Raw genomic sequence first — 26,541 nt, forward strand, 5'->3', positions numbered from 1 at the left:
CTGACTTCACACCAGAGCGACATTGATAACACTTGAATTTGAGGGAAAGCCATGACAACGAAGACAGGATACTCCGTTTGTTCTATCTGTGACATCGGTTGTCAGGTTCGAACCGACGCGAAAGATGGCAAGGTCACCCGCGTGACGTCGCATGATAACCCCTTGCTTGCAAAGAATATTTGTTTCAAGGGTGTAGCGGCTCCCAGCATTCACAATCACAAAGAGCGTCTAAGAGTTCCATTGAAGCGCGTTGGCGAGCGCGGCGAAGACAAGTGGCAGGAGATTTCCTACGAACAGGCCATGGATGAAATTGCAGCCAAACTCAAAAATATCGTGAAAGAATACGGTCCTGAGGCTTTCGCTGTTTCCACGTCTGCCTGGAATACCCAGACAACCCAGGGTACGGACCGCCGCTTCATGAACCTGCTTGGATCACCCAACTGGATTAGCGGTGTGTCACTTTGTGCGGGTAATACTGCAGCAGTCAATCGCATGACCTATGGCTGGTTTCCCATGGGCGATTTCATGAATACAAACTGTATAGTATTGTTCGGTCATAACCCCAGAAAACACTCCTGGACACCGATCTACAATATGATTGAATCTGCGCGTGAGCGTGGTGCCAAGGTAATTGTGCTTGACCCACGAATCTCAGAGCAGGCTGAGGTGGCTGATATTCATCTCAGGCTTCGATCGGGCACAGATGCTGCAATGTGTCTGGGCTGGCTGAAGGTCATATTTGACGAGGGGCTTTATAACAAGAAATTTGTCGAGAAGTGGTGTGTTGGTTTCGAGGAATTAAAGGCTCGGGTTGACGAATATCCGCTAGCGCGCGTAGAGGAAATTACCGGGGTAAGCCGGCATCTTATCGCTGAAGCCGCACGCACCTATGCAAATGCCGATGGCGCTATTATTCCCTGGACGCCAATTACGGATATGCAGATATCTTCAACATCGTCGATTCGCCTCCACTCGATTCTCAGAGCCGTGACCGGTAACTTGGATGTTGTCGGTGGTGAAATTCTCGGCGGCTTCAACCCCAACATTGTACCTGAGTCGGAACTTGGACTGCATGAAGAGCTTTCCGTTGGACAAAAGGCAAAGCAACTGGGCTATGAGAAGCATCCCGCTTATACTTATCGCGTAGCCGAGATGTTGAAAGAACCAACTGAGAAAGTTTGGGGATTTCCATACGCTGACATTGTGACCGGCTGTCAAATGGCTAATCCCAGCGAGCTTTTCAGGGCCATGGCTTACGGCGATCCATACCCTGTGAAGGCATTTTTCGTACTTGGCAACAATGCGCTGATGAGTTATCCGAATCAGCACCAGATTCATAGGGCCATGCAAAATCAGGAGCTTATCGTTGCCCATGAACTTTTCCTAACGCCTACCGCTATGCTCGCTGACTATGTCATACCTGGAGACGCATTTTCTGAACGAAACCACATATCTGATACATGGAACTGGACAACACGTCTTAGTCTTTCGCAGAAAGTAGCTGAGCCACCGGAAGAGAGCAGTGGTACTTATCAGTTTTGGCGCGACCTAGCGGTCCGCTTTGGATTTGAAGACCGGTTCCCCTGGAAGACGCCAGAAGAGTTGCTCGATTACCGCCTATCTCGCTCCAACCGCACATTCGCAGAGTTCGAAAAGTCCGGCTTCATGGAGATGCCGTCGCCGAGATACCGGAAATATCGCAAAGATGGTTTTGCGACCCCTTCCGGTAAAGTTGAGCTGTATTCCTCTGTACTGGAGGAGCTTGGCTTCGATCCTTTGCCCTATCACCGTGAGGGACCGACGCCGTCTCTGGAGTATCCATATCGCGTGTTTAACGGCGTTCGAGAAGATCCCTTCTTCCAGACCGGCCAGCGCAATATCAGCGAACTACGACAGCGTTGTCCTATTCCCAGAATATTCATGCATCCAACGGATGCTGAGCGCGATGGATTAGTCGACGAGGAGTGGGTGGAGCTGCAGACTGCGTACGGTAAGGTCAGTGCGCAGCTCTCTGTTCAGCCTTCGATGAAGGAGGGACATGTACGAGTACCTCATGGCTGGTGGTACCCCGAAACAAGAGGTACAGAGGAGCTCGCAGGAGCATTCTTGTCGAGTGACGCGGTACTGTGTTCCGACGACGATGAGTTTTTGGATTATGAGCAGGGCATTCCTCATTTCAAGGGTTTTCCCGGCCGCGTGGTAAAGGCAGATAAACCACAGAACATTCAGGTGGAAATATGACTCAGCGTACCGAATTTCAAGAGCGAGTATTGGAAGTAAAGTCCGTATTGATGGCCTGGATAGCCAGTAGAATATTCTCGTTCAAACAGACTGGACTCGACGGTTGGATCAAACGACGTATGCTGCCCAAAAGCAAGACAAGAGATGACGCGCTCTCAACCTAAAAACCTCATGCACAGCCTGGGAGGGTCTTCGTTCAGAGCTCAGGCCAATTTTTTCGCGTTGAGATTCATTATTGATGATTTAGATAAGTGTGACTATGAACGGGCTCGAAAAGTAGTCGAAGCTCTATCGCATGTGGGCGAGTATCCTGTGCTCTAGAGTCCGGCTAGCAGGAACTTATCTGGAGGAAATAGCGTCTCTGCCAATTAGGATGCGCTTGTCGAAACAACTATTTTGCTTTGAGCAGTTGGCTAGAAGGAATGCGCTAACGGAATCACAAGTAGATTTGGCTATAAGTCTAGGTGTGAGCAGGCAAAGTATTTACCAAGCTATATATGAATGGCAATCATTGGGGGTGATCAATTAAGACTCTGGCAATGTATCCATTCTTGATCACGAAGGGTTAAAGCGCCTGGTGAAACGGTAGAGCTGAGAGTGACTTGTCAGATCAGAAGCGACCTGTATATTGCTACACAGTTAGCGAGTTGCGCTCCGCTGTCCGCCACGGATGGAAGAGGGCGTATTTCCAGTCCAGCGCTTAAATGCTTTTCGAAAATTTGCGACATCCTGATATCCACATTTGGAGGAGATTTCATCAACTGTCAGCTGTGTGTTCCTGAGGTATTCGATTGCAACAGAACAGCGCAGTCGGTCTATTAGCCCCTGGAAACTTACCCCTTCTTGTTTCAGTCGTCGGTAAAAGGTACGCAACGACATACTCATGGCTCGGGATACAGTTCCCGCATCCACCTTTGGGAAATGTCTTTGGTCCAGGCAGGTTCGGAGTACCTCCCGTTCAAATTTACTGTGTGACCCGCTGTGTTTAAAGAATTGATTGTAGTAGTGTTCGCAGAGCTCAACTGTGAATGGGTCTGCATGATTATACGGTTGATCCAGGACGGCCGCGTCAAAACGCCACTCCATGACGTCGGCATCAAAATTGATCGGGCACCTGAAAATTTCTCTATAGAGACTAGCGTGCCGAGGCGCCTTGTAAGGAAATGTCATGCTTATCGAGGGGAATCGACTACCCAAAAAGGTTGAAAACAGGGTGTTCAACGAACTTCGCCAATACTCTGCTACAAATGGTAGCAGTGGGCCTAGCGAGTCTGGTTGGTGGGAGAGCCACACACCCTCGCCGTTTTCTTCCCGGAAAGAGATTCGAAGTAGCGTTCCAGACAAGTGCAGAAAAGCTCTCCCCGTTCCCACGGCCTCTCGCATTGTCCGGCAAGTCGCTAGAGCATAGCCATAAGCGCCGTAGTAACTAATACGTTGACGCTGACCCGCAAGAAGTGCGGTTTGCGGCCGCCTGGATAGTGCTTGAGCTGCTCTGAAAAGAGCTGTTCTCTCATGAAACTGTAAATCGTCGGAAAGTGCGGAAAGACCCGCCTCTCGCAGAATCTGATCTTGTGAAATGCCTTCCTCAGCTAACTCGGCTATCAGTGCCGGAAGCCCATAGGCCTTCACTACCCCCTTGGACTCTAATTGATTCTGCATATCGAATGTTGGCAGCATCTAACCCCACGAGTGGCACAATATCACCTGTTCATATGCTGCGCAATCTCTAAATTAGACCGTGCTCTTGAGAGTTCCACAACTTAGAGGAACAAGATTCATCACAGGTTAGAGATCGCTTTAGCTTAGAAAAGAGTGCCAACTAGTCGGTCTCGCAAGTTGAACGCAGATAAAACGGAGAAACATATGTCACTTACAGTTACCCCCACAGGATCTTCATGTGGTGCCGTCGCAACAGGTATCGACCTTACCGAGAGCGTTTCGCCTGAAATCGTGTCTGAACTTCGTAGCCATTGGCTTGAACATAAGGTTCTCGTGTTTCCGCGCCAGAACCTTAGTAACGATGACCTAGAACGCGTTTCAGCATATTTTGGTGAGTTGGGCGACGACCCGTTCTTCGGCCATATCGAAGGGCACAAGCATATTTGCGCGATTCAAAGAAATGCAGATGAGACAGCTCCAGTGTTTGCCGAAATCTTCCACTCTGACTGGAGCTTTATGAAGACTCCGCCAGCAGCCACTGCGCTATACGGCATCAAGATTCCTCCCTCAGGCGGTGATACCTTGTTTGCGGATCAGGTGGCTGCTTACGAGCAGATGCCAGATGAATTACGCGCAAGGACCGAAGGTTTAATGGCAATACATTCAGCTGAGCTGGGCTATGCACCTGATGGAGTGTACGGCGACAGCGAGGAGAATCGCCAACGCAGTATGAAAATTGTCACCAGCGAAAAAGCGCGAGATAAGCAGGAGCATCCGCTAGTGATAACGCATCGCGAAACCGGCAATAAGGCTCTATTTTCATCGCTTGCATATATCCAGGGTTTTGTTGGCATGGACAAGTCTGAATCGGATGCACTCCTGATTGATCTCTATAACCATCAGTCGAAAGAGGAGTTCGTCTATAGACATAAGTGGGAAAAAGGCATGCTGGTGATATGGGATAACAGGTCGGTTTTACACTCGGCCACTGGTGGATATGATGGTTATGACAGGCTATTACACCGAACCACCATTTCGGATACTGTGATCTAAATAGAACTTTTCGACATGGAAGAAAAGACCAGCTTTGGCTAGTATGACGAAAGCGCTAGGTCGTCCGTCCTAGTGCTTTCGCCTGTATTAGAAGGATTTTTGGAGGAAGATGTCGTGTGGGTAAAAGAACGAGGTACTAGACTTAGTGGTACGGCCCGGAAATCGGACCCTTCCCCACTTAATTGATGAATTGAGAGCTTTTTTATGCCTACACCCACCGTAGAATTCATTTTTGACTTTGCCAGCCCCAATGCCTATCTGGTGCATAAGACTATTGATGGGCTGGTTGCAAGAACGGGCATCAGTATCGAGTATATTCCATGCTTACTGGGCGGACTGTTCAAGTCAACCGGTAACCAAGCGCCATTCATTACGTTCGCAGAAGTACCTAAGAAGCTGGCGTATGAACAACTAGAACTGGAACGCTATGTTATTCGACATGGTTTGAGCAAGTATCAGATGAACCCGAATTTCCCGGTCAACACGCTGCTTCTAATGCGTGCCTTTATCGCTGCCAAAAAACGGGGTGAACTCGAGCAGTTTATTGAGATCGCGTTCAAGGCGATGTGGGAAGATGGCAAGAAGATGGACGATCCTGAGACATTCGTTGAAGTGTTTACTGACGGCGGTCTGGACGGCCAGACGCTTTTAGAAGCTACACAAGATTCGGAAGTCAAGCGAGAATTGATCGACAACACGCAACGTGCTGCTGATCGCGGTGCCTTCGGTATTCCAACGTTCTTCTTTGGTGAGGAAATGTTCTTTGGAAAAGAGCGCCTCGGGCAATTGGAAGAGCTGATTGTGAACTCGATAACCACATAGTGTTCATCAGTAGTGCGAAGGCACATTCGCAAGGATGCGGATGTTAGCAGTCACTGTCATAAGTCCTGACTCGTTAAAGCAGCGTATGAGTCGAGAATCTACGTTGGCCCTGGAATGTCCGCTTGTGAATGGCGCTTGACCCGCGGCAATCTTTAGCGGTCAATAAAATTCTGGGGCCACTTATAGGCTCTAAATTCAATCGATCACCGCGCCACACTACAATGTCATTAGAGATTTTGTGCGTCGCGATGACCGATTGATTTCAAAAGACTCACCAGTTTTTACGGAGAGTGATTCCCCAGGTACGCGGAGCACCATAGTAGCCGATCAACTTGCCTTCTTGGGCTACGGCGTCAGCGATTGTGGCTACGATGTCTTCGTCGGTGAGATTTCTTGCCCAGACTGTAAGGGATGTGTCCAAGCTGATCCAATCGAGACCCGCTCGTAGATTGACATAAAAATAGTCGTCGTCCAACTTCAGAGGATCGTTGTTGACGTCTGTCATCCTCTCGTCGGTATAGATGTATTCACCATAGATGAATCCTTCAATGACGCTGGAAAAGCTGAAACGATAGTCAGCGCTCAAGGTCGCCCGGTTCTCAGCGTTACCCCGGAGCATTCCGCCTGATCGGTCGCAAGTGCCGTCCCCATTATCGCCGGGATCAGGAAGTCCGGTATGCCAGGGTGTGGCTACCTGGCAGGGTCCCAGCTCAAAGTCGGAATACTCGCCGTCGTTATAGGCGTAGCCAAGGTTCATGGTCAGTCGTTCGGTAGGCAACCAGGAGACTTCGACCTCGGCCCCCTGGGCCTCGGCAACTCCTGCATTCAGCAAAGTGAATCCGTTGCCTTGGAACGACACGGTTTGTAGGTCGTTGGTGTCGGTCCTGTGGATGGCAACGTTGAGGCGAAGCGCCTGCTCAGGGAAGGTTGCTTTCATGCCCACTTCATAGGACTCGGAGTCTTCCGGACCGAATATGTAGGGAAGTCCGGGTACCAATCGGTCGGTATTTGTGCCGCCAGATTTGTAGCCTGTACCGTAAGAGGCGTAAAACATAATGTCATCGAAGGCAAACCAGCTCAGTTTAAGCGTGCCGGTTATTTGATCATCATCGATTTCTTCGTACACGTCATCTACTGGTGCCAACGGCGGAAAGAAGTAGAAGCCCCAGTTGTCGTAAATCGGTAGCGGCCCCTCGCCAGCATCGTCGATGAAGATGTTGCTGAGCTCTTTTTCCTCATTGGTCCAACGCAGGCCGGCGGTCAGTACGAGACTGTCTGTCAGGTTGATGTCGGACTGACCAAAAACGGCGTAGCTGGTGTGCTCTTGATCTGCGAAGTTTGTAGATCCTGTTCCACCAATAAATGCGTTGGGCGGTAGCCCCAGTAACGCGGAAGCGTCATCGCCCACACCCAGGTAAGACACGGTGTCCAACGATTGCTCGTAGTAGTAGAGGCCAGCCACATAGTTCCAGTTGTCGAACTGGTTGGCGAACCGTAGTTCCTGTGAGAATTGACTCTGTTCCTGCTGGTTGTCCTGAACGTTCCCGTCGAGGTCGATGAAATCAACATCAACGGTTTCATGGGACTCAAACTCGCGGTAGGCGGTAATGCTAGTCAACGTGAACCAGTCAGCTTGCCAGTCGACCTGCACGGAAATGCCCTTGTCCTCATTCTCAGAGGAGGGGAGGAAGGTGAGTGCCACTTCCCGCTCGAAGTATTCACTACCCGGAATAATGTTGGAACCCAGTGCAACGGCGTTGGCGTCCGTGCCCGTCTTGCCTGGCACTTCATCCGCGACAAAGTTGTTCTTCCAGCTGTTGGTAGTACAGCACACCTCATCGATTTCTGAGTGGTCCGCAATAACATGCACGGACAGCTCGTCAGTTGGCGTCCATAGGGCTTGCAGTCTGACGCCCCAGCGGTCGCGATCGTTGATCTTATCATCTCCAAGGCTGACGTCGCTGATAGTGCCGTCCCGCTCTGTGTAGAAGCCGGTCACTCTTGTAGCCAGAATGTCTTCAATAACGGTGAAGGACTTGGCGCCTTGGCCGGATAACAGAGAATACTCGCCACCCTCCACTTGAAGATAGCCAGTTCCTTCAAAGTCTGGCTCAACACTAAATACCGAGATAGCGCCCGCGGGAGTGTTGCGGCCAAACAGTGTACCCTGGGGGCCTCGGAGTATTTCGATACGGCCGATGTCCACCAGGTCGTTTAGCATCGAGCCCTGGCGTGCACGATAGACGCCATCAACATACAGGCCAACCGAAGATTCAAGGCCAAAGTTATTGGAACTTGTGAATACGCCTCGAATACCGAACGATGAAGTGGAGGCATTATGCCCCTGACCTACAACCAGGCTTGGGTCATTGGCCTGTAGTTCGAACATGTCTTTGACGCCTGCTTTTTGCAGCATTTCGTTCGAGAACGCTGCCACGGCAATCGGCACATCTTGAAGGCTCTGTTCGCGTTTCTGGGCAGTAACTATTACCTCTTCCAATGCTTGTGCCTTGGCATCTACAGTGCCAACTGCCATAGCTACGGCAAGAGGAAGGGTGAGGGAGTTTAGGTACCTGTTCATTATCGTGCCTCTTCAAAAATTCAGTTATTTTCTTATGCCCATCACTAACACAACTGCTCATGATGCAAATGCTCACCTGCTAGTATTTTGATGATGTGGCTGGCGAAATTGTGAGGAGACTCAAGACCCTATGTTCTAGTTTATATTTTGTATGTTAAATATTCTTGGGGTGAATAAAATTTGAGTTATGGTGCCTAAGCGCTCCGGAGCACTATGTCAGTAGCGTTTGCGAATGGGGCGACAATTTCAAGCGTTGATAGACAATTAAAGCGGCCATTTATAATGCGAAGAAGCATGAAGATCGTTACTTGGGAACTAACTCCTTTTGACTATTCATTGCCGCGAAACAATGTCAGTGGAATCACGGGCTATTATCATGGATGCAAGGCGCGGAGGTGTACTGGAGGAGCGTTTCTGTGACCTTTATGGAACAGGGGGCCGTAGTAATGTCTTCTCCGCTGATGACGCATCAGGTGCACCTCCCGGCCATCAAGAAAGCTATTGTGTGGGAGCGTCCTCTTAGAGTTCAGGGGAAAGATCGACCCCTGACACTGCTGAATGGTACGTCCCGTTACTTGGCGCGTTTCAAGGGCCCATTATCTTACCTGGCTTTCTAAGTTATTTTCCGTAGCGGAAGTAACATTCAAACAAATGCGTGAAAGCAATGAGCTGATATGCATTGTATGGCGAGTTGTATCGCATTGATAAATATAGGAAATAAATATTTCAACTGAGGCTGAGCTTTCAAAATGAGCGAATATGATTTCCTCCGATGGCGCAGCTGCCGTATGGTTGGTAAGGTTAGAAATATACCGAGCAGTGTATGAGACCTGATGCAAGCCTGATTGATGCGATAGCAGTTACCGAGCCAAGGAAGGCATCGCTGTACTTCGACATCAAGAGAAACACCCTGGACGACGGGCCGGGCATTCGCAGTGTGGTGTTCTTCAAGGGCTGCCCGCTGTCTTGTACCTGGTGCCAGAATCCGGAAAGCATCAACACCGGTTACGAACTCTCCTATGATGCAGAGAAGTGCATCAGCTGTCACGACTGTGCTGACGCCTGCCCCGAGCAGGCGATCGACCTGAGTTCGCCCGACAAGATCATCCGCGACAAATGCACCCAGTGCTTCAAGTGCGTTGATGTCTGCCCGTCAGGTGCACTGGAGCGCTGTGGCAATGACATCGACATGGATCAGCTGGTGGAGAAGGTGCTTGAGGACGAGGCCTTCTTCGAGGCCTCCGGCGGCGGTGTCACTGTCTCCGGCGGCGAGGCACTGATGCAGATGGATTCGGTCGGCGAACTGTTTTCGCGGCTGAAGCAGCGGAATGTCCACACGCTGATCCAGACAGCGGGCCTATTCAATTACAAGGTATTTGAAAATCTGGTATTGCCCTACACCGACACCATCTACTTTGATCTCAAGTTGATGGACAGCGATGCGCACAAGCAGTACTGCGGCGTTCCCAACCATTCTATTCATGAGAACTTCAGGAAGGTCCAGGCCCTGGCACGGGATTCGGTGATCGAGGTTCTGCCGCGGGTCCCGTTGGTGCCCTTTATCACCGACACAGATGAAAACCTCAGTGCCATTGCTGACTTTATGCTCGAGAACGGCGTAAAGAACATGCAGATCTTGCCGTACAACCCGATTTGGCTCGACAAGCTGCCACGCTTCGGCAGTGTCCAGCGTCTGGACTTCGGTGAAGGGACAGGCAAGTTCATGCCGGACGCGGAGCTTGACCGCTGTACGGAGATTTTTGAGTCCAGAGGTATTCACGTCCATTGTCACAGGTGATGTATCAGCTCAGACAGCCGGCGCCTTCCTGATTTCGCTTTACCTATAACCCATAATCAATCTGTCCATCACATGAGGAAAATAAAATGACGTATGCACAACCCGGCCAGGAAGGATCTGTAGTTTCCTTCAAATCGCGCTATGACAATTTCATCGGCGGCGAGTGGGTAGCGCCCGCTGACGGCCGCTACTTCGAAAATGTGACTCCGGTAACCGGCCAGGTGTACTGTGAGGTGGCCCGTTCCTCGGCGGCGGATATTGAGAAGGCCCTTGATGCGGCGCATGCAGCGCGAGCAAGTTGGGGTGCCACCTCGGTAGCCGACCGGTCCAACCTGCTGCTGAAGATCGCTGACCGCGTCGAGCAGAATCTTGAAATGCTGGCGGTTGCGGAGACCTGGGAGAATGGTAAAGCCGTACGCGAGACCCTGAATGCTGACCTGCCCCTGTTTGTAGACCACTTCCGCTATTTTGCGGGCTGCATCAGGGCCCAGGAAGGCAGCGCTGCTGAACTGGATGCGACAACGGCCAGCTATCACTTCCACGAGCCCTACGGCGTGGTGGGCCAGATCATTCCCTGGAACTTCCCCCTGCTGATGGCCGCCTGGAAACTGGCGCCAGCGCTGGCCGCGGGTAACTGCGTGGTCATGAAGCCCGCCGAGCAGACCCCGGTGACCATTCTCCTGGTGATGGAGCTGATACAGGACATTCTGCCCGCTGGCGTGGTTAATATCGTCAACGGCTTCGGGGCGGAAGCGGGGGCGGCACTCTCGCAAAGTACACGCATTGCCAAGCTGGCCTTCACCGGCTCGACGGCGGTGGGTAATGAGATTCTCAAGTGCGCGGCGAACAACCTCATTCCTTCAACGGTTGAGCTGGGTGGTAAGTCACCGAATATCTACTTTGAGGATGTTCTGGACTATGAAGATGACTACCTTAACAAGTGTGCGGAGGGTCTGTTGCTGGGCTTCTTCAACCAGGGTGAAGTGTGTACCTGTCCCTCCCGGGCGCTGATCCAGGAATCCATCTATGACCGTTTCCTTGATATCGTGGTTGAGCGTTCAAAGACCATTAAGCAGGGCAATCCGCTGGATCCTGAGACACAGGTTGGTGCGCAGGCCTCCAAGGAACAGTTTGACAAGATCATGAGCTACATGGAGATCGGTCGGCAGGAAGGTGCACAGATTCTGATCGGCGGTGACAGTGCCAACCTGTCCGGTGATCTGTCCGGCGGTTACTACGTGCAGCCGACCCTGATGGCGGGCAAGAACGACATGCGCATTTTCCAGGAGGAGATCTTTGGGCCGACGCTGGGTGTGACCTCTTTCAAGGACGAGGCCGAAGCACTGGCCATCGCCAACGATACTGACTATGGCCTGGGTGCCGGCGTCTGGACCCGCGACATGAATCGCGCCTACCGCATGGGGCGGGGCATTCAGGCGGGTCGCGTGTGGACCAACTGCTACCACGCCTATCCTGCGCACGCGGCCTTTGGCGGATACAAGAAGTCGGGTATTGGCCGTGAAACCCACAAGATGATGCTTGACCATTACCAGCAGACCAAGAACCTGCTGGTGAGCTACAGCATCGACCCGCTGGGTTTCTTCTGAGTCCGAAGCGATACGGCCCCCCTGCAATGGGGGGCTTCTGTACGGCCGGGTTAAATGTCACAAAACCATGCTACAGGGACATATGCCGATTCCAAATGGCAATGGATTCGATTGCAAGCTGTGGCTGAGCCAACCGGCGGGGTGCATAGGAATGAAGACGAACCGCCTTACGTATACGAAACAGAGAAATTCTATAGCGGGGACGCCACTGTATAACTTTGTTCCTGCGCTAGTGGAGAAAACTGGATGACGTTCATAGTAGGTGAAGAGTGCATCAAGTGTAAGCACACGGACTGCGTTGAGGTCTGCCCGGTAGATTGTTTCTACGAGGGTCCGAATTTCTTGGTGATACACCCCGGAGAATGTATCGACTGTGCGCTATGCGAACCGGAATGTCCTGTGGACGCAATTTTTTCTGAGGACGAACTGCCAGAAGACCAGGCCGTGTTCCTGGAACTCAATGCGGAACTGGCCGAAGTATGGCCAAACATCAGTGAAATGAAAGAAGCTCCAGCAGACGCGGAAGAGTGGACTGGAAAACCGAACAAGCTCCAGTATCTTGAGAGATGATGGCTCGATAGCGAGTGGCAATCGTCGCATTGAAATCAACATATAACGTAGATTCACTAGTGTCTGCGGAACGGCTCTGAGGTATTAAGCTATGTCTAGCGTCAATGGACTTAGAAAGCTTGAACAGATGGATAAGATGGCCAAGGTGATTGCGCGGGGCAAGCACTTTGTGGGGCGAAACCGAAGAGATAAGTTACATGGCAGTCTGGTTGGTCACAATCAATTTCTGTATCGAGTGGATTTAAATTGGGCGAGTGGAATTGAGCTAACGCCTGATAGTTCGCGGGATCATCATGAAATGGTGATCAGTAAAGCAGGGCATATTTACGTGCTGACTAACGATTTCAGGAACAACATATTAATCCTCGATCCTTCTGGAGAGCTCATTGACACCTGGACGCTCGGCCTAGAGGCAGCGCATGGCCTGACCATCTCGCACAGCGAAGATGAGGAAATGCTGTTCATCACTGATTACAAGACCCAGACAGTATACAAAACGACACTATGGGGACAGATCTTGATGCGGATACGCGCACCAGAGTTTCTGGATATCTATTCCGGCAGTAGCGCGTATCTACCAACAGGAACAGCGGTATCCAAGAATGGTGATGTGTACGTCGCTGATGGCTATGGCTCATCTTACATTATTCAGTACGATGTAGAGGGCAGGTACATCAGTCACTTCGGTGGGCGGGGTGAAGACGAGGAGAGCGTCAACTCCTCCCACGGCATTGCTATTGATTCCAGAGGGGCAGAACAAACCTTACTGGTAACTTCTCGCGAGGACGCTTGTATCAAGCGTTTTACCCTGTGTGGCGACTATATCGAAAGCATCAATATTCCTGGCGCATACATGTGCCGTCCGGTAATTCACGGTGAGAATTTGTACGCGGCCGTATGCTGGTCAGATAAATTGTATGCCCCAAATACGGGATTTGTAACGATTCTCAACAGAGACAATGTTGTTGTCTCTAATCCAGGAGGAATAGGGCCAGAGTACGTAGACGGAAAAGTCCGAAAACTCAGGCAGGAGGTACCCCTGTTCAGTCACTGCCATGACGTCTGTGTAGACAATGACGAGAATGTTTATGTCTGCGAGTGGAATGCGTCAGGTCGTCTACCAGTAAAGTTGGTTCGCTTGCATTAACAACAGAATATAGAAAATATTCATAGTATTTAGGTAATTACAAATGAAATTCTTAGTACGACTCTATTTCATGATCAGAGCCTTCGGGGCAATCAGGGTGTTGCGATTTTTACCCAAGAAGTCCCCCATGGTGTTCAAAGGCGAGGGATCTTCACTGCACCTTTGTAACGAGATATCAATGTTGGGATTCCGTAAAGTCCTTCTTGTCACTGACAATTTCCTCGCTGAATCTGGCCTGCTGAATGAAATGCAAGCTTCACTTAGAGCCGCAGGCGTAGAATACATTGTGTACGATGGAGTACTGCCCAATCCTGATTTTGATGCGGTGATCGAGGGGGACAAGGCTTACGGAGATAACGGCTGTGACGCCATTGTGTCTGTGGGTGGAGGCTCGGTCCTTGATGCAGCGAAGATGATGGCACTACTACACTACAACCGCTTATCTCTGGATAAGTTTGAGGGTGTATCGAAAAGTAATAAGCCCGCTGTCCCACATTTTGCAGTACCCACAACGGCTGGGACTGGTGCCGAGATCACACCGGTTGCCGTAATATCAGACCCGGCCACGCATCGAAAAGTACTGATCACAGACGGTAAGATGTTGCCCGATTACATCGCGCTGGATCCCGTGATTATGCAGGGCCTACCACCCTCGATCACAGCAGCTACAGGGATAGATGCTCTAACACATGCTGTCGAAGCGTACCTCAGTAGAGGGGCCACTGAAAAAACAGATCGAGAAGCGAGGTTGGCTGTTAATCTGATCTTTCGCTATCTGTTAAGAGCATATCGTAACGGCGATGATATGGAGGCCAGGGACGCCATGGCCACTGCTTCCTTCTATGCCGGTACGAGCTTTGGAGTCGCCGGCGTGGGTTATGTCCACGCTATTGCGCACCAACTGGGGCGACTCTTCGGCACCCCGCATGGCAACGCTAATGCAATGGTATTTCCTGAAGTACTTGCTGCTTACGGCGACTGTGTTTTCTCCCGACTAGCTGAGCTTGCCAGACTAGTCGGGGTCGGCGCGGCGGATGATAACGATAAAATCCTGGCAAATAAATTTGTAGCTGCGATTGTCGAAATGCGTTCAACCATGGATATGCCCCTCCAGATCGAAAATTTCACCCCACAGAAACAAGATGATGTGGTGCGCTCAGCCGGCGCCGAGGCGGGGAATATGTATCCCGTCCCCCGATACCTGGATGAATCCGATTTGCAATCGATAGTTAATGGGCTCGTAGCCGTTTAGATCACGAACATAAAAGGACACAGGATATGCATGACGAGTTTCAGGCAAAGCTAGCCAGCGACATAGTGGGCCACAATCCACTTTCGGAATTTCCAGAGGGCCTCACCTTAGACGATGCCTATGCATTACTACCATCTGTTGCTGAGCGTGTTTGTGACAGGAAGATTCGTGGATTGAAGGCAGGGTTAACGAATACAGATCTACAGCCTTTTTTTGGCCTTGACCATGCTTTGCTTGGCTATGTGTATGACCGGGGCGAGCTGATATTGGGTGACGGCATTCCTCTGCTGGCTGGCTCGCAGATCGAGTGTGAGTTGGCCATCATTCTTGATGCTGACGGACAGCCAAAGTCTTTGGCTCCAGCGATTGAATTTGTCTACGTTAACTTTTCCAGACCCGAAGATATGACGGCGGCAAACCTGGTCGTTTCCAGCCTGGGTGCTGATCGCTTTCTCGTTGGGGAGCAGATGCCTTGGTCGGAAGTGGATTTCGATGCTATAAAAAACTCAAAGCTGACGGCTAAGCTGGACGGGTCCACTATCATGGAAACCTCTCCGATGGATTCCCTTGGTGGTCCAGAGCAGGCGCTGCAATGGTGTACTAGCGAAGCTCGAAAACGTGGTCTTCAGATAGAAGATGGTTCAGTCTTGCTATGTGGTACCTGCGGCGGTGGACTGCCAATGTTAACTGGTGGTTACAGTGTAGATTATGGCTCGCTGGGCCGCATCGATTTCGAGGTTACAATGAGCAGCAGGTCGCACTAAGCGAGCCTCTAGGTGGTGATTCCCGCGACCTCCTCTAAATCAACCAGTGCATCCTCCATCAGGTCAATGATTCTGTCAGCTTCGGGTAGGGACCGCCGGCAGGCGATGGCGCCACAGTCCAATCTTCCCGCGTAGCTGGAGACAGTGATATTTAGGGCGATGCCTTCTGGTAATGCGGCAACCGGATAACTTGCCTCGAGCTCGGCCCCGTCGATATACATCTTTTTGCGGGGGCCAGGTACATTGGATATGAGTACGCTGCTGTGTGGGTATTTTGGTGTCAGGCCTAGCAGGGATGAGGTCAGCACCGGCGCCTGTGTCAGGGCACTGAATACTCCGGCTTCAGTCGCAGATAGCCCGGAATAGAGAGATTTTCCAGATTTCACTGATCTCTGGATATCCCTAAAGCGCTGCTCGGAATCTTCAACATCGGTAGCAAGGTTTACGGTGATAAATGCGATCTGGTTTGCGCTACCTGTATCGCCTTTGTCTCGCAGGGAAATCGGAACTATGGTGGTTAGTGGTCGTGTCGGTAGCTCATGCCATTGTTTTAGATAACTCCGAATTGCGCCTGAGCACACAGTCAGCACAACGTCATTTATTGTGCCTCCGAGCGTCTTTCCAAGTCGTCTGATACGATCAAGTTCCCATGAGCTTGCATTGAATGATCGTGGAGCACCGACTTTGGTATTCAATGGGGTGGGGCCGCTGTGCTGCCAGGGCACGGTGAGATCACCCGGTCGGACATAACCCTGCAGATACTTCAACATAGCCGAAGATATGTTCGTGGTGCTTCCAGCAGCTTGTTTTAAGACCTCTAAACCCACTCTTAGATCCGGCATAGACACAGGTTGAGCGGGTTCTCCAGATGCACCCTTCGACGCCTCTGTTTGTAGCCCGTGACAGAATGGCGAGGCCTTTAAGCGATCGGACTTTCTTGTCGAGTGCATGGATTGGCCGAGTTTGGCCATGCCCACTCCGTCGATGGCTGCGTGGTGAAGCTTTGTATAGATAGCAAAGCGATTACCCTCCAGGCCGTTAATCAGGTGTTGTTCCCATAAAGGTCTCTCGCGATCCAGAGATGTTCCGTGAAGCCTAGATACAAGCGTAAACAATTGTTCAAAGTCACCAGGCGTTGCGAGGCCGGACCGGCGCAAGTGGTAGGAAATATCGATGTCGTCATCGGCTATCCAGCTTGGCCCTGTTAGGGATGAATGCAGGCGGCTGCCAAAAGGGAAACGAAAGCGTTCGATATCACCAACGGTATCTACCAGGCGCTGCAGGAATTTCGCCTCATCGGAACCTTTCGGTATCTTATAGATGCCAAGCACGGCGATGTGCATAGGCGTAGTTCTCTTTTCGGTGAAGAGAAATGCGGCACTTGTTGGATCCAGTGCTTTAGACTTGTTCATGTCGAATATCCATATGGCACGATCGAAAGTTCGATGGATCCCTACTTAGTGCTTAGATGGTCAATCGAGAAGAGCTCGGCGCCACCTTCTTCGACAGGCTCTTGGATAACCTCACAGGGTGGAGCCTCCGTCCATGGGTAGGGATAGTTGCCTTCTATAGTGTTCTTAAACAATCTGGTGCAGAGGCCATTTGCAAAGCGATACAGCCCGTCATTTACGAAGCCCACAACCGCAGAGTCATCATCTTGCATGCCATCCTTGGTCACTGATTGACTATTGATGTGAGCTCCCACGTCGATTGCATGGTCCTCCTCTAGATAGTTCAGTTCAAAAGCGTCCAGGTAACCATCTATCCACTGCTCGGTGGAGCTGGCCCGCTCCAACAGGTCCTGATCGCTATTTAGGTACCATTCGATGCTACGGGGACTGGTCTTGAACTGCTCGGCGACAGTTACTACGTCAGACTGTTGGATAGCTCTGGTGTCGACCATCCTATGCATTAGTTCATTGCCCCAGCGATAAATCAGATCGCCGGCGAACTGGTCTTGAGTAGGGCGGTGTAGGTAAGGAATCAATAACGCATAATGACTAACGGGTTGCACTGCCACTACCGTGTGGTACGGACTATGGCTTTGACTACTTGTGATTAGATGACATTGCCAGCTCACCACATCCTCAGTATTGGCGATCCGCTGCGCGCCGATAACGTCACTCCCCCTGCGCATGAGCCTTGGCAAATCCATCCCCAGCCATCGACTGAGATCATGAGAAATAGAGAGTTGGACAATCATAGCTTCTGACTAGTTAGTTCTGGTACGTTGAGTAACCCATATAGGATTCGAAATGCTTAAGAATCCATTTTGGTAATGCAGCCCTCGAGCTGCGCTACGAATGCTAATTTTAGTTGAATTGCACCAGAATATCCGAATATCCGAACGATATTACAAGAGCGTTGCGTGAGTGCGTGAGCCAAAATGTAGTTTTTAACATTTTGATATATATACAAAAAAACTAATACTTGGTCTATCCATCACAAAATAGGCATTAACTTTAAGCCATTCTGCCCTGACACTATTTATGAGGCGATATACATTTGGGCCACATAACAGCCTGCAGCATGGCTAAGGCCTGGACAATGAAACAATGTGTGAGGACATCAGAATGAATGCCCCTATCAATAAAGATCTTATTGCCGCGAACTCTGACCGCTGTGCCCAGCCGCCGAGTGAACGAGTTGAAGCCCTAAAAAAGGCAGTCCAGAGCGAAACCAATGGCGCCTGTATTGAGCGCGCCTTGCTCTGGACGGAGTACGACAAGGACAAGCGCAATAGGGGCAAGACCCCTGCTGTTCGTATCGCAGAGGCCACCCGCCATGTACTGAATCACAAAAGTGTCAAAATTTACCCCCGTGAACTGATTGTCGGAAATTTCACCTCCAAGCGCGTGGCAGGGTTCTGCTACCCCGAGCTCGCCGGTATTCAGGTAATGGTCGAGGCGTTCGGTTTACCCAAGCGCAGAGTTAATCCGCTCGAGATCAGCCTCTGGGATCGGTTCAAACTGGCCTCCAAGGTACCTTATTGGCTCAATAAGAACGCAGCTTACCGCGCATTTGACAACATGAAAGATCTCTTCCGCTTCGCTGCAGAGCAGGGTGAAGCGCTCCAATACCAGGTCTATGAAGCTGGTGGCATTGCTCACCTCGCTCCCGACTACGAAAAGCTGATCAAGGTTGGTGCGCAAGGTATTATCGATGAAGTGGCATCCATGGAAGCTCAAACCAGCGATCCTGAAAAGCTGGATTTCTACCGGTCAGTCAAGATCGCCATGAGTGGACTGGCGGAATTCGGCGACCGCTATGCGGCAGAGGCCAAGGCAATGGCGGTGCAGGAGAGCGATCCGGTACGAAAGCAAGAGCTTCTGGACATTGCAGCGGTGTGCTCTCGTGTACCACGGCAGGGAGCAACGAACTTCCACGAGGCAGTGCAGTCCATGACACTTGCCCATATTGCCATCTTTCAGGAAACGCTTGGCGAAACGACCTGCCCGGGCCGTATTGACCAGTTCCTGAGACCCTATTATGAAAAGGACCTTGCAGAAGCGCGTATCGATCGTGCGCAGGCCAAGGAAATCCTGGGGGCGTTCTGTGTCAAGTTGTGCGAAACCATCCCTATGCATTCAGACGTCGCTACCAGCACGCTCGGTGGGCTGACCAGCTGGGAGGTAGTTACCATCGGTGGCCAGGACTCCGAGGGCAACGATGCGACCAATGAGCTGAGCTACGTTCTGCTAGAGCTCGCCGATGAGTTGCGCATGCGTCAGCCCAACTTCCATGTGCGTATTCACGAGAACACACCCAAGGCATTCTACGACGAGGTGATTCGCATCAACTTTGGTGCTGGGTCCGCTCCCGCGATGTACAATGACGAGACCATCATCGAGTCTATGATGAACGTGGGATATTCACTGGAGGACGCTCGAAACTATGTGGCCATTGGCTGTGTTGAGCCCACGGCGCCGGGCAAGTCACTGGCTTCTACCGACGCCGGGATGTACAACATGCCTCTGGCGGTGGAAATGGCCCTTAACGAAGGCAAACAGTTCCACAGCTCGAAGCAAATAGGAGCGAAGACTCCTCCGGTTAGTGAAATGCGCTCGATGGACGACTTTGTTGCCGCCTACGATACCCAGGTGAAGCATCAGCTGGGCAAGCTACGCCGTGACCTGCAAGCGATCGAACGTTTCCACGCCGAGCATCATCCCACCCCACTGACTAGCAGCATGGTCGAGGGCTGTGTGGAGCAGGGTGTTTGTTCGACCAGTGGAGGCGCGAAGTACAATTTCTCCGGTATCCAGGGCACCGGCATGGCGGTCGTGGCCGATTCCCTGGGGGCCATTGAGAGTGCTGTGTTCGAGGACAAGTGGCTCACCCTTGAGGAGCTGGTCGCTCACCTGAAAGACAATCTCTCGGATGAGGTTGTGCGGACCAGGCTGGAAGGCATCGATAAATTTGGCAACGATATTCCCAAGGCGGATGCCTGGATGAAGTGGGTCGGGGATCACTACTCCGATTCCATTCACGCCCTGGGCAAGAATACCCGCGGTGGCCAGTACCTGGCGGGCGTGTACTCCAACACCTCACACACCCACTTTGGTGGCCTGGTTGGTGCCTTGCCTAATGGCCGTCGGGCGGGTGAAACGTATGCCTCAGGCTTTGCGCCGGAGAACGGCGCGGACAAGCGAGGTACCACTGCGTTGTTGAATTCCATGAACCGCATCGACTACAAGAAGTTCGCCAATGGTATTAATTTCAATATCAAGCTGGATGCCTCCAGTTACGACTGTGAAGAGGGACGAGATGCGCTAGCCAGCTTGTATAAGGTGTACTTCAAGCGGCACGGTATGCAGGTGCAGGCCAATATGCTGGATCCGAAGATTCTGATTGAGGCGCGGGACAACCCGGAGCTGCACCCTAACCTGCTGATCCGGGTATCGGGCTACTCGGCGTACTTCAACGATCTGTCGCCGGAAATGCAGGATGAAGTTATCGGGCGCAGCTCAAACAAAGGTTAACTCTTGCTGCTAAAGAGGCCTTTAGCGGCGCCTTCGGGCGCCGCTTTTTTATGTAGTAAACAAGTGTTCGTGATGTTGATTCTGACTTTACTTTCGACGACTGGAAGCGCAGTATTTCTCAATAAAGTTGTTAGATGCGTGAGCGACAATTAGCGTATACATTAGTATTTTCTACATAAACCCCATGGCCAACTTACACGTGGCATAATTGGTTTTGATAGCGGCCTGAATAAAAATGAAAAAGTTAATAGGTGGCCAGGACTCCCTATTTCCCTGGGTGCTACATCCAGTTCATCTTTATGAGTATGGGCTTGAACTTGGGCTATCTGCAGAAGAACTGCTACACGGCGCCGGTCTCAGTCTACAAGATATCGATGATGTCGATCTGCACATTACATGGCAACAGTATCAACTAATCGCCGATGTCGTAGCAGGGATCGCAAGCGATTGGGGGTTTCAGTTTGGGCTTCGACTTCCCGTAGCTTCGCATGGGCTTCTCGGTCTACTTGCATTAAATTGCTCGACTTGGGAGCAGGTGGTTGATATCCAGGAGAACTATCCATTACTTGTATCCCCAATCTTTTATGTTCAGCGCCGAGATACTCACGAGTATTGCTGCCTAACTATCCATCCTGAATTCACACGTGACCCGATTCTGAGACATTCGCTGGAAGCGTATTTCTCAATGTTTTTCCAGTCTGTACTCCAGATTGGGGGCGAGGCGGCGCGGAAGTACACCAGTTCACTATTTGTGAGGGTGCAAGGCTCGCCACCGGATTATGCAGAAGAGTGGCGGCAGTTCTTTGATGGCCAGATAGAATGGAATCAACATGCAGACCAGATATGGATTCACAAAGATCTTCTTGCATTGCCTATTCCGAATGCCGATCCGGTGTCGGCTAATGCAACTCGGCGCGTATTGCAGGCACAACTGAATCAGCTGCCGGCCAACAAGGGCGGATTGAATGAACTGCGGACGCTCTTTTCCCGTGGATTCTATAAGCAGGAGGAGTGTGCACAACAGCTCTTTACGACGCTTCCCACCTTAAAACGATACCTGCAGGCGGCATGTACCTCCTTTAGCCGTGAGCTCACCATGTATCGCATGGATGAGGCTTTCTGGGAGGCAGCCCACACGGAATGTTCCATGTCGGAATTGTCCGAAAGGCTGGGATTTCGTGATGTAAACAGCTTCGGCCGATTATTCAAGAAGGAGGCGGGGGTCAGTTTTACGGATTTTAGGCAAAGGTATCAGTAACAGAATAGGGGGCAATTCTAACGTAAAGAGCCATGTATTGTTTTTGGTGTTGAGCTAATTTGCCAGTCCTATCTTATTGATAATAAAGAAAATTAATGGAGAAATATCATCTTTGTTTCTGCAGGCGCCGGAACTTTAAGCCATTCTGCCCTGACAGCCTGCTGAGGGCGGTATACATTTACCTGTGTGCCAGACCGTGGCATAGCTAAGGCTGGATAACCGACATAGATGTGAGGAGAGCGAGATGAATGCGATAGTGGATCCCCAGAAATCGACTACCAAGGCCGTTACAAGGGTGCCGAACCTGAAGAAGGCAGTGCAAGCAGAGGAGTACGCAGTCTGTATTGAACGCGCGATGCTCTGGACACAGTTCAGCAAGAACAAAAACAATAAGGCGAAGTCCCGCCCCGTGTTTATCGCCGAGGCTACCCGCCATGTTTTGAGAAACAAGACAGTGGAAATCTACCCGGAGGAGCTTGTCGTCGGCAACTTCACTGCCCATCGCGTCGGCGGCATCATTTATCCCGAGATGACCGGCATTGCGCCGATGATGGAAATCTTCAAGATCCCCACCCGCAGAGTTAACCCTCTCAATATCAAATTTCTTGATCGGATTAAACTGGCATTAACTATCCCTTATTGGCTCACAAGAAACACAGCAGTTCTTGCATTCGATAACAACGAAGATCGTGCGCGTTTTGCGAAAGAGCAGGGCGAGGCACTGCAGTACCAATTGTATGAGGCTGGAGGAATCGCGCACCTGGCACCTGGCTACGAGAAGATTATTCGATTGGGTGCTGAGGGCATCATCGCCGAGGTGGAGGCCTTCGAGGCACAAACCACTGATCCGGAAAAACTCGAATTCTACCGTGGCGTGAAGATCTCCATGGAGGCACTAGGTGAATTTGGTGACCGTTATGCGGCGGAGGCCACGCGAGTTGCTAGCGATGAAAGGGATCCTGTGCGTCGTCAGGAGTTGGAAAAAATTGCGGAAGTTTGTACCCGCGTGCCTCGTCACGGAGCCTCCAGCTTTTACGAAGCGGTCCAATGTATGACCTTAGTACATATCGCGATATTCCAGGAAACTATTGGGGAGACGACCTGCCCGGGTCGTATAGATCAGTTCCTTAATCCGTACTATGAGCAGGACCTGGCAGATGGCGTCATCACCCGGGAGGAGGCCAAGGAACTCCTTGGCGCTTTCTGTGTGAAAATTTGTGAAACGATTCCCGTATGGTCTGAAACTACCGGCGCAATGCTGGGCGGTATGACCAGCTGGGAAGTCATTACCATCGGGGGCCAGGATTCCGAGGGCAACGATGCGACCAATGAGCTGAGTTTTATTATGTTGGAGCTCGCCGATGAGTTACGCATGCGTCAGCCCAACTTCCACGTCCGTATTCACGAGAACACACCCAAGGCATTCTACGATGAGGTCATCCGGGTGAACTTCGGCCCGGGTTCGGCGCCCGCCATGTATAACGACGAGACCATCATCGAGTCTATGATGAATGTCGGTTATTCCCTGGAGGATGCCAGGGACTATGTCGCCATCGGCTGTGTTGAGCCCACGGCGCCGGGCAAGACCCTGGGTTCCACCGACGCCGGGATGTACAACATGGTCCTGGCCCTGGAAATGGCGCTCAACGAGGGGTGCCAGTTTGGTTCTGACCGACAGATCGGTGTCAAGACACCCCCGGTCTCCAGCATGAAGAGCATGGATGACGTATTGGACGCCTACAAGGTGCAGGTGAAGCATCAGCTGGGCAAGCTGCACGCGGATTTGCAGAAGTGTGAACAGTTCCACGCCAAGCACCACCCCACCCCTCTTACCAGCGCTACACTCGAAGGCTGCCTGGAGCAGGGCGTTTGCTCTACGCAGGGTGGCGCGAAGTACAATTTCTCCGGTATCCAGGGCACCGGCATGGCGGTCGTGGCCGATTCCCTGGGGGCCATTGAGAGTGCTGTGTTCGAGGACAAGTGGCTCACCCTTGAGGAGTTGGTTGCGCACCTGAAAGACAACCTCTCGGATGAGGTTGTGCGGACCAGGCTGGAAGGCATCGATAAATTTGGCAACGACATTCCCAAGGCGGATGCCTGGATGAAGTGGGTCGGTGATCACTACTCCGATTCCATTCACGCGCTGGGCAAGAATACCCGTGGCGGCCAGTACCTGGCGGGCGTGTACTCCAATACTTCCCATACGCATTTTGGCAGTTTGACTAGCGCTACACCCAACGGTCGCCGGGCTGGTGAGACCTTCGCCTCGGGTTTTGCGCCTGAAAACGGAGCGGACAAGCGAGGTACCACTGCGTTGTTGAACTCCATGAACCGGATCGATTACAAGAAGTTTGCCAACGGCATCAACTTCAATATCAAGCTGGATGCCTCGAGTTATGAGTGTGACGATGGCAAGAGTGCACTCGGTAGCATGTACAAAGTGTACTTCAAGCGCCACGGCATGCAGGTGCAGGCCAATATGTTGGATCCGAAAATCCTGATTGAAGCACGGGACAACCCGGAGTTGCACCCCAACCTGCTGATTCGGGTATCGGGCTACTCGGCATACTTCAACGATCTATCACCTGAAATGCAGGATGAGGTGATATCGCGTAGTAGTAACAGGGGCTGAGCTGAGACTACTTTTGTCCTACCTTAACTCTGTTCGTAGAGTTTTACCAAAGTGTGCCTGCGAGCTGAACCTTGGGCAGTTCGCAGGCCTACCTCAATAGAAGAGATATCAATCTGTCTTGAGTTGTAGCGGTACTTGGTGTTGAGCTAAGTGAAACACTCGAAAGTTCCAGTTCTGGTCAGTCCGAGCTCAGGGTAGCGCCATACACCGCTGACAACAGAATACCTGATCCCATTGTTTTGTCTCGTGCGAAGATACCCCTATAACCTGCTGCAACAGATCTCTTCTTCGAACCTAGGGCGAAAACGTGTCCGCAAGGGCCCGCCACTGCGAGCAGTTGATATCCAGATTAGCTCTGATCATGGCAGATTCAAATTTCATGCTTTGGACAAATATCATGTGAATTTTCGTCTCAGCAGTGGGATTTGGTCGAATGGATTAGTCCTTCTGCTTTCCGTTGCTGGGGTTCTTCCAACCAGGCAAAAAGCTGAGACTTAGCCACCCAACAATAAGACAGCGTAGATTTTGCCGTTGGCAATTCACACACCTCAGATCGGCGGCTGACCCTCCTAGGTTGTACGTTGGTTGCTCGGATATAAGTGAGCAGAATAGCGTTCGTCAATACAGGACGACGCGACATTGCGGTGCCTGTTTCCTTTGTATTGAACACTACGGTCTAAAATTGATCTCCAAAATCATTCGTTTCTTTGCCCGCATAATGGAAATTACCAGTTCGATGCGATATTTGGTTTGACGGGGGATCAGTTCGCCACCCGTATCTGTGGGAAAACGCGCTGATCACCCGTTACGTGCGCCGAGCGTATTGTCGGCACTTGCCTTGCATTGATTTCAATGGGCAGGCACGGCGTAGAGAACGGCATGAAAATTATATATGGGAGCGGCACCGCACATGGCGATTGATAGATATCCAAAGTTGGAGATTCCGCAAACGTTGGCGGCAGGTCCGGGGCCAGGCCACACGGATGAAAGGGTGCTACAGGCCTTCGCGACAGCCGGTGTTGCCGATCATATGCAGAGTGATGTGTTACGAGGATTGATTGAATGTAAGCACATGCTTCGGGAACTTTGGGGTACCACAAACATACATACGTTCGCAGTGGCTGGCACTGGCTGGAGTGGACTTGATGCGATGTTTTCCGCAGTTATGCCTGGTGACAAAGTCGTTGCCTTTAGCAACGGAACATTCTCTAGTATTGATGCACTCACTCTCAGAATAAAGGCGGCAACCCCTGATGAACTGGCGGAGGATTCGCTCAACCCGCTGGCTAAAAGTGTAGTTGTTATTAAAGCGGAACACGGGGAGTCTGTGTCTGAAGAGTGTATAGACGCTGCACTTGAGGAACACCAGCCCAAATGGGCTTTCATGGCTCACTGGGAGACTGGGTCTGGGCGCATCAACGATATCCGGGCTTTCTCGGATGCATGTAAACGTCATGGAGTGATGGGATTGGTAGATGCAGTCTCCTCCTTTGGGGTGGAGGCATTCGCAATCGACGATTACCCGGGAGTCGTAGCGTGGGCATCGTGCCCCCAGAAGGGACTTTGCTGCCTTCCCCTGACCTATGCACCCGTAAGTTTCCGCGATGTCTATATTGATACGCTAATAAAAAATGGTGCCTATACGTACGTCCACCATCCGATCTTTGAGGCGCGACACTGGGGGATCATTGGAGGGCAGGACGTCGAGAAAGGCACTTATCATAGAACGCACTCACCTTATGCCGTGGCCGCCTTTCATGAGTCTTTGCGGTTGGCATTGAAGGAGGGTCTTCAGAAGCGCGCTGAGTCATATCGTAAGCACGAGGTCGCCTTGAGGGAAGCAGTGACTACTATGGGATGCGAAGTTACCTCGGATATGAGCAGCTTGGTCGTGCTGAACTTGCCCGCGGATTTGTCAGGGCGTGAAGGGGAATTGGTCGAGCTGTGCCGAGCCAATGGATTTGGTCTCTGGCCGACATTGTCCGAGCCAATACAGGTTCGCATTGGAATACTCAATCAGCTAAATGCTGGGGCCGTCAGGGATATCGTTGGCCGCTTTATGGATGTCCTCCTTGAGATGGGATGCGATGTGGATCGCGCTCGCGTTGGAGAAGTGATGGACAAGCATTTTCCCGTAGATTGCGTAGCCTGACTAGAATCGAGGTATTGCTGGCC

Annotated in this window: 17 protein-coding genes; 13 read left to right on the forward strand and 4 right to left on the reverse strand. The window is 51.4% G+C overall.

What is annotated here, in order from left to right; genetic code table 11:
* The first annotated feature begins 51 nt into the window (after positions 1–51).
* Positions 52–2,241, forward strand: a complete 2,190-nt coding sequence (locus EYZ66_RS01205; protein ID WP_009577294.1) for a molybdopterin-containing oxidoreductase family protein — start codon at positions 52–54, stop codon at positions 2,239–2,241.
* 639 nt (positions 2,242–2,880) lie between these two features.
* Here the strand turns inward: EYZ66_RS01205 and EYZ66_RS14385 are convergent.
* The gene (locus EYZ66_RS14385; RefSeq protein ID WP_009577291.1) at positions 2,881–3,918 is read right to left on the reverse strand and encodes an AraC family transcriptional regulator; all 1,038 of its coding nucleotides are present in this window, start codon (positions 3,916–3,918) and stop codon (positions 2,881–2,883) included.
* Between the two features lie 186 nt (positions 3,919–4,104).
* On the opposite strand from EYZ66_RS14385, the gene EYZ66_RS01215 reads away from it, so the two are divergent.
* Entirely contained in the window at positions 4,105–4,953 is an 849-nt protein-coding gene (locus EYZ66_RS01215; protein ID WP_009577290.1) for a TauD/TfdA dioxygenase family protein, read from the forward strand.
* Positions 4,954–5,157: 204 nt separating this feature from the next.
* Positions 5,158–5,775: a 2-hydroxychromene-2-carboxylate isomerase gene (locus EYZ66_RS01220; protein WP_009577289.1), complete on the forward strand. Its 618-nt coding sequence runs from the start codon at positions 5,158–5,160 to the stop codon at positions 5,773–5,775.
* Between the two features lie 271 nt (positions 5,776–6,046).
* On the opposite strand, the gene EYZ66_RS01225 is transcribed toward EYZ66_RS01220, so the two are convergent.
* A complete protein-coding gene (locus EYZ66_RS01225) occupies positions 6,047–8,356 on the reverse strand; it encodes a TonB-dependent receptor (protein ID WP_116369203.1) in 2,310 nt (769 codons plus the stop codon).
* Between the two features lie 823 nt (positions 8,357–9,179).
* Between EYZ66_RS01225 and EYZ66_RS01230 the strand changes: the two genes are divergently transcribed.
* The 6 genes from EYZ66_RS01230 to EYZ66_RS01255 all read left to right on the forward strand — a co-directional run bounded on the left by EYZ66_RS01230 (position 9,180) and on the right by EYZ66_RS01255 (position 15,494).
* Positions 9,180–10,154: a glycyl-radical enzyme activating protein gene (locus EYZ66_RS01230; RefSeq protein WP_156859321.1), complete on the forward strand. Its 975-nt coding sequence runs from the start codon at positions 9,180–9,182 to the stop codon at positions 10,152–10,154.
* A gap of 86 nt (positions 10,155–10,240) precedes the next feature.
* On the forward strand, positions 10,241–11,761 hold the full coding sequence (exaC, locus tag EYZ66_RS01235; RefSeq protein ID WP_116369214.1) for an acetaldehyde dehydrogenase ExaC: 1,521 nt from the start codon (positions 10,241–10,243) through the stop codon (positions 11,759–11,761).
* A 246-nt stretch (positions 11,762–12,007) separates the two neighbouring features.
* On the forward strand, positions 12,008–12,331 hold the full coding sequence (gene fdxA, locus EYZ66_RS01240) for a ferredoxin FdxA (protein ID WP_040817928.1): 324 nt from the start codon (positions 12,008–12,010) through the stop codon (positions 12,329–12,331).
* 169 nt (positions 12,332–12,500) lie between these two features.
* Positions 12,501–13,478 (forward strand): NHL repeat-containing protein, encoded by a 978-nt coding sequence (locus tag EYZ66_RS01245; RefSeq protein ID WP_216090319.1) that lies wholly within the window; start codon positions 12,501–12,503, stop codon positions 13,476–13,478.
* A 43-nt stretch (positions 13,479–13,521) separates the two neighbouring features.
* Entirely contained in the window at positions 13,522–14,730 is a 1,209-nt protein-coding gene (locus tag EYZ66_RS01250; protein WP_235714749.1) for an iron-containing alcohol dehydrogenase, read from the forward strand.
* Between the two features lie 26 nt (positions 14,731–14,756).
* Positions 14,757–15,494: a hydratase gene (locus EYZ66_RS01255; protein ID WP_009577221.1), complete on the forward strand. Its 738-nt coding sequence runs from the start codon at positions 14,757–14,759 to the stop codon at positions 15,492–15,494.
* 8 nt (positions 15,495–15,502) lie between these two features.
* Here EYZ66_RS01255 and EYZ66_RS01260 read toward each other — a convergent pair whose 3' ends face one another.
* Positions 15,503–16,906, reverse strand: a complete 1,404-nt coding sequence (locus tag EYZ66_RS01260) for a wax ester/triacylglycerol synthase family O-acyltransferase (RefSeq protein WP_009577220.1) — start codon at positions 16,904–16,906, stop codon at positions 15,503–15,505.
* 41 nt (positions 16,907–16,947) lie between these two features.
* Positions 16,948–17,508, reverse strand: a complete 561-nt coding sequence (locus EYZ66_RS01265; protein WP_160195556.1) for a hypothetical protein — start codon at positions 17,506–17,508, stop codon at positions 16,948–16,950.
* Positions 17,509–18,067: 559 nt separating this feature from the next.
* Here EYZ66_RS01265 and EYZ66_RS01270 point away from each other — a divergent pair.
* From EYZ66_RS01270 to EYZ66_RS01285, 4 genes are all read left to right on the forward strand, one after another.
* Positions 18,068–20,476, forward strand: a complete 2,409-nt coding sequence (locus EYZ66_RS01270; protein WP_216090320.1) for a pyruvate formate lyase family protein — start codon at positions 18,068–18,070, stop codon at positions 20,474–20,476.
* 235 nt (positions 20,477–20,711) lie between these two features.
* The gene (locus EYZ66_RS01275) at positions 20,712–21,734 is read left to right on the forward strand and encodes an AraC family transcriptional regulator (RefSeq protein WP_009577079.1); all 1,023 of its coding nucleotides are present in this window, start codon (positions 20,712–20,714) and stop codon (positions 21,732–21,734) included.
* A gap of 244 nt (positions 21,735–21,978) precedes the next feature.
* Positions 21,979–24,366, forward strand: coding sequence for a pyruvate formate lyase family protein (locus EYZ66_RS01280; protein ID WP_160195557.1), 2,388 nt, complete (start codon positions 21,979–21,981; stop codon positions 24,364–24,366).
* 910 nt (positions 24,367–25,276) lie between these two features.
* Positions 25,277–26,518, forward strand: a complete 1,242-nt coding sequence (locus EYZ66_RS01285; protein ID WP_009575872.1) for a pyridoxal-phosphate-dependent aminotransferase family protein — start codon at positions 25,277–25,279, stop codon at positions 26,516–26,518.
* Positions 26,519–26,541: the final 23 nt, after the last annotated feature.

This window comes from Aequoribacter fuscus (assembly GCF_009910365.1).
GTDB lineage: Bacteria > Pseudomonadota > Gammaproteobacteria > Pseudomonadales > Halieaceae > Aequoribacter > Aequoribacter fuscus.

Bases quoted from the DNA above. Each gene is read 5' to 3' on its own strand.
- EYZ66_RS01220 (WP_009577289.1), top strand. From the start codon at position 5,158: ATGCCTACACCCACCGTAGAATTCATTTTTGACTTTGCCAGCCCCAAT.
- EYZ66_RS01285 (WP_009575872.1), top strand. From the start codon at position 25,277: ATGGCGATTGATAGATATCCAAAGTTGGAGATTCCGCAAACGTTGGCG.
- EYZ66_RS01215 (WP_009577290.1), top strand. From the start codon at position 4,105: ATGTCACTTACAGTTACCCCCACAGGATCTTCATGTGGTGCCGTCGCA.
- EYZ66_RS01230 (WP_156859321.1), top strand. From the start codon at position 9,180: ATGAGACCTGATGCAAGCCTGATTGATGCGATAGCAGTTACCGAGCCA.
- EYZ66_RS01280 (WP_160195557.1), top strand. From the start codon at position 21,979: ATGAATGCGATAGTGGATCCCCAGAAATCGACTACCAAGGCCGTTACA.
- EYZ66_RS01205 (WP_009577294.1), top strand. From the start codon at position 52: ATGACAACGAAGACAGGATACTCCGTTTGTTCTATCTGTGACATCGGT.
- EYZ66_RS14385 (WP_009577291.1), bottom strand. From the start codon at position 3,918: ATGCTGCCAACATTCGATATGCAGAATCAATTAGAGTCCAAGGGGGTA.
- EYZ66_RS01275 (WP_009577079.1), top strand. From the start codon at position 20,712: ATGAAAAAGTTAATAGGTGGCCAGGACTCCCTATTTCCCTGGGTGCTA.
- exaC (WP_116369214.1), top strand. From the start codon at position 10,241: ATGACGTATGCACAACCCGGCCAGGAAGGATCTGTAGTTTCCTTCAAA.
- EYZ66_RS01270 (WP_216090320.1), top strand. From the start codon at position 18,068: ATGAATGCCCCTATCAATAAAGATCTTATTGCCGCGAACTCTGACCGC.
- fdxA (WP_040817928.1), top strand. From the start codon at position 12,008: ATGACGTTCATAGTAGGTGAAGAGTGCATCAAGTGTAAGCACACGGAC.
- EYZ66_RS01255 (WP_009577221.1), top strand. From the start codon at position 14,757: ATGCATGACGAGTTTCAGGCAAAGCTAGCCAGCGACATAGTGGGCCAC.
- EYZ66_RS01260 (WP_009577220.1), bottom strand. From the start codon at position 16,906: ATGAACAAGTCTAAAGCACTGGATCCAACAAGTGCCGCATTTCTCTTC.
- EYZ66_RS01225 (WP_116369203.1), bottom strand. From the start codon at position 8,356: ATGAACAGGTACCTAAACTCCCTCACCCTTCCTCTTGCCGTAGCTATG.
- EYZ66_RS01250 (WP_235714749.1), top strand. From the start codon at position 13,522: ATGAAATTCTTAGTACGACTCTATTTCATGATCAGAGCCTTCGGGGCA.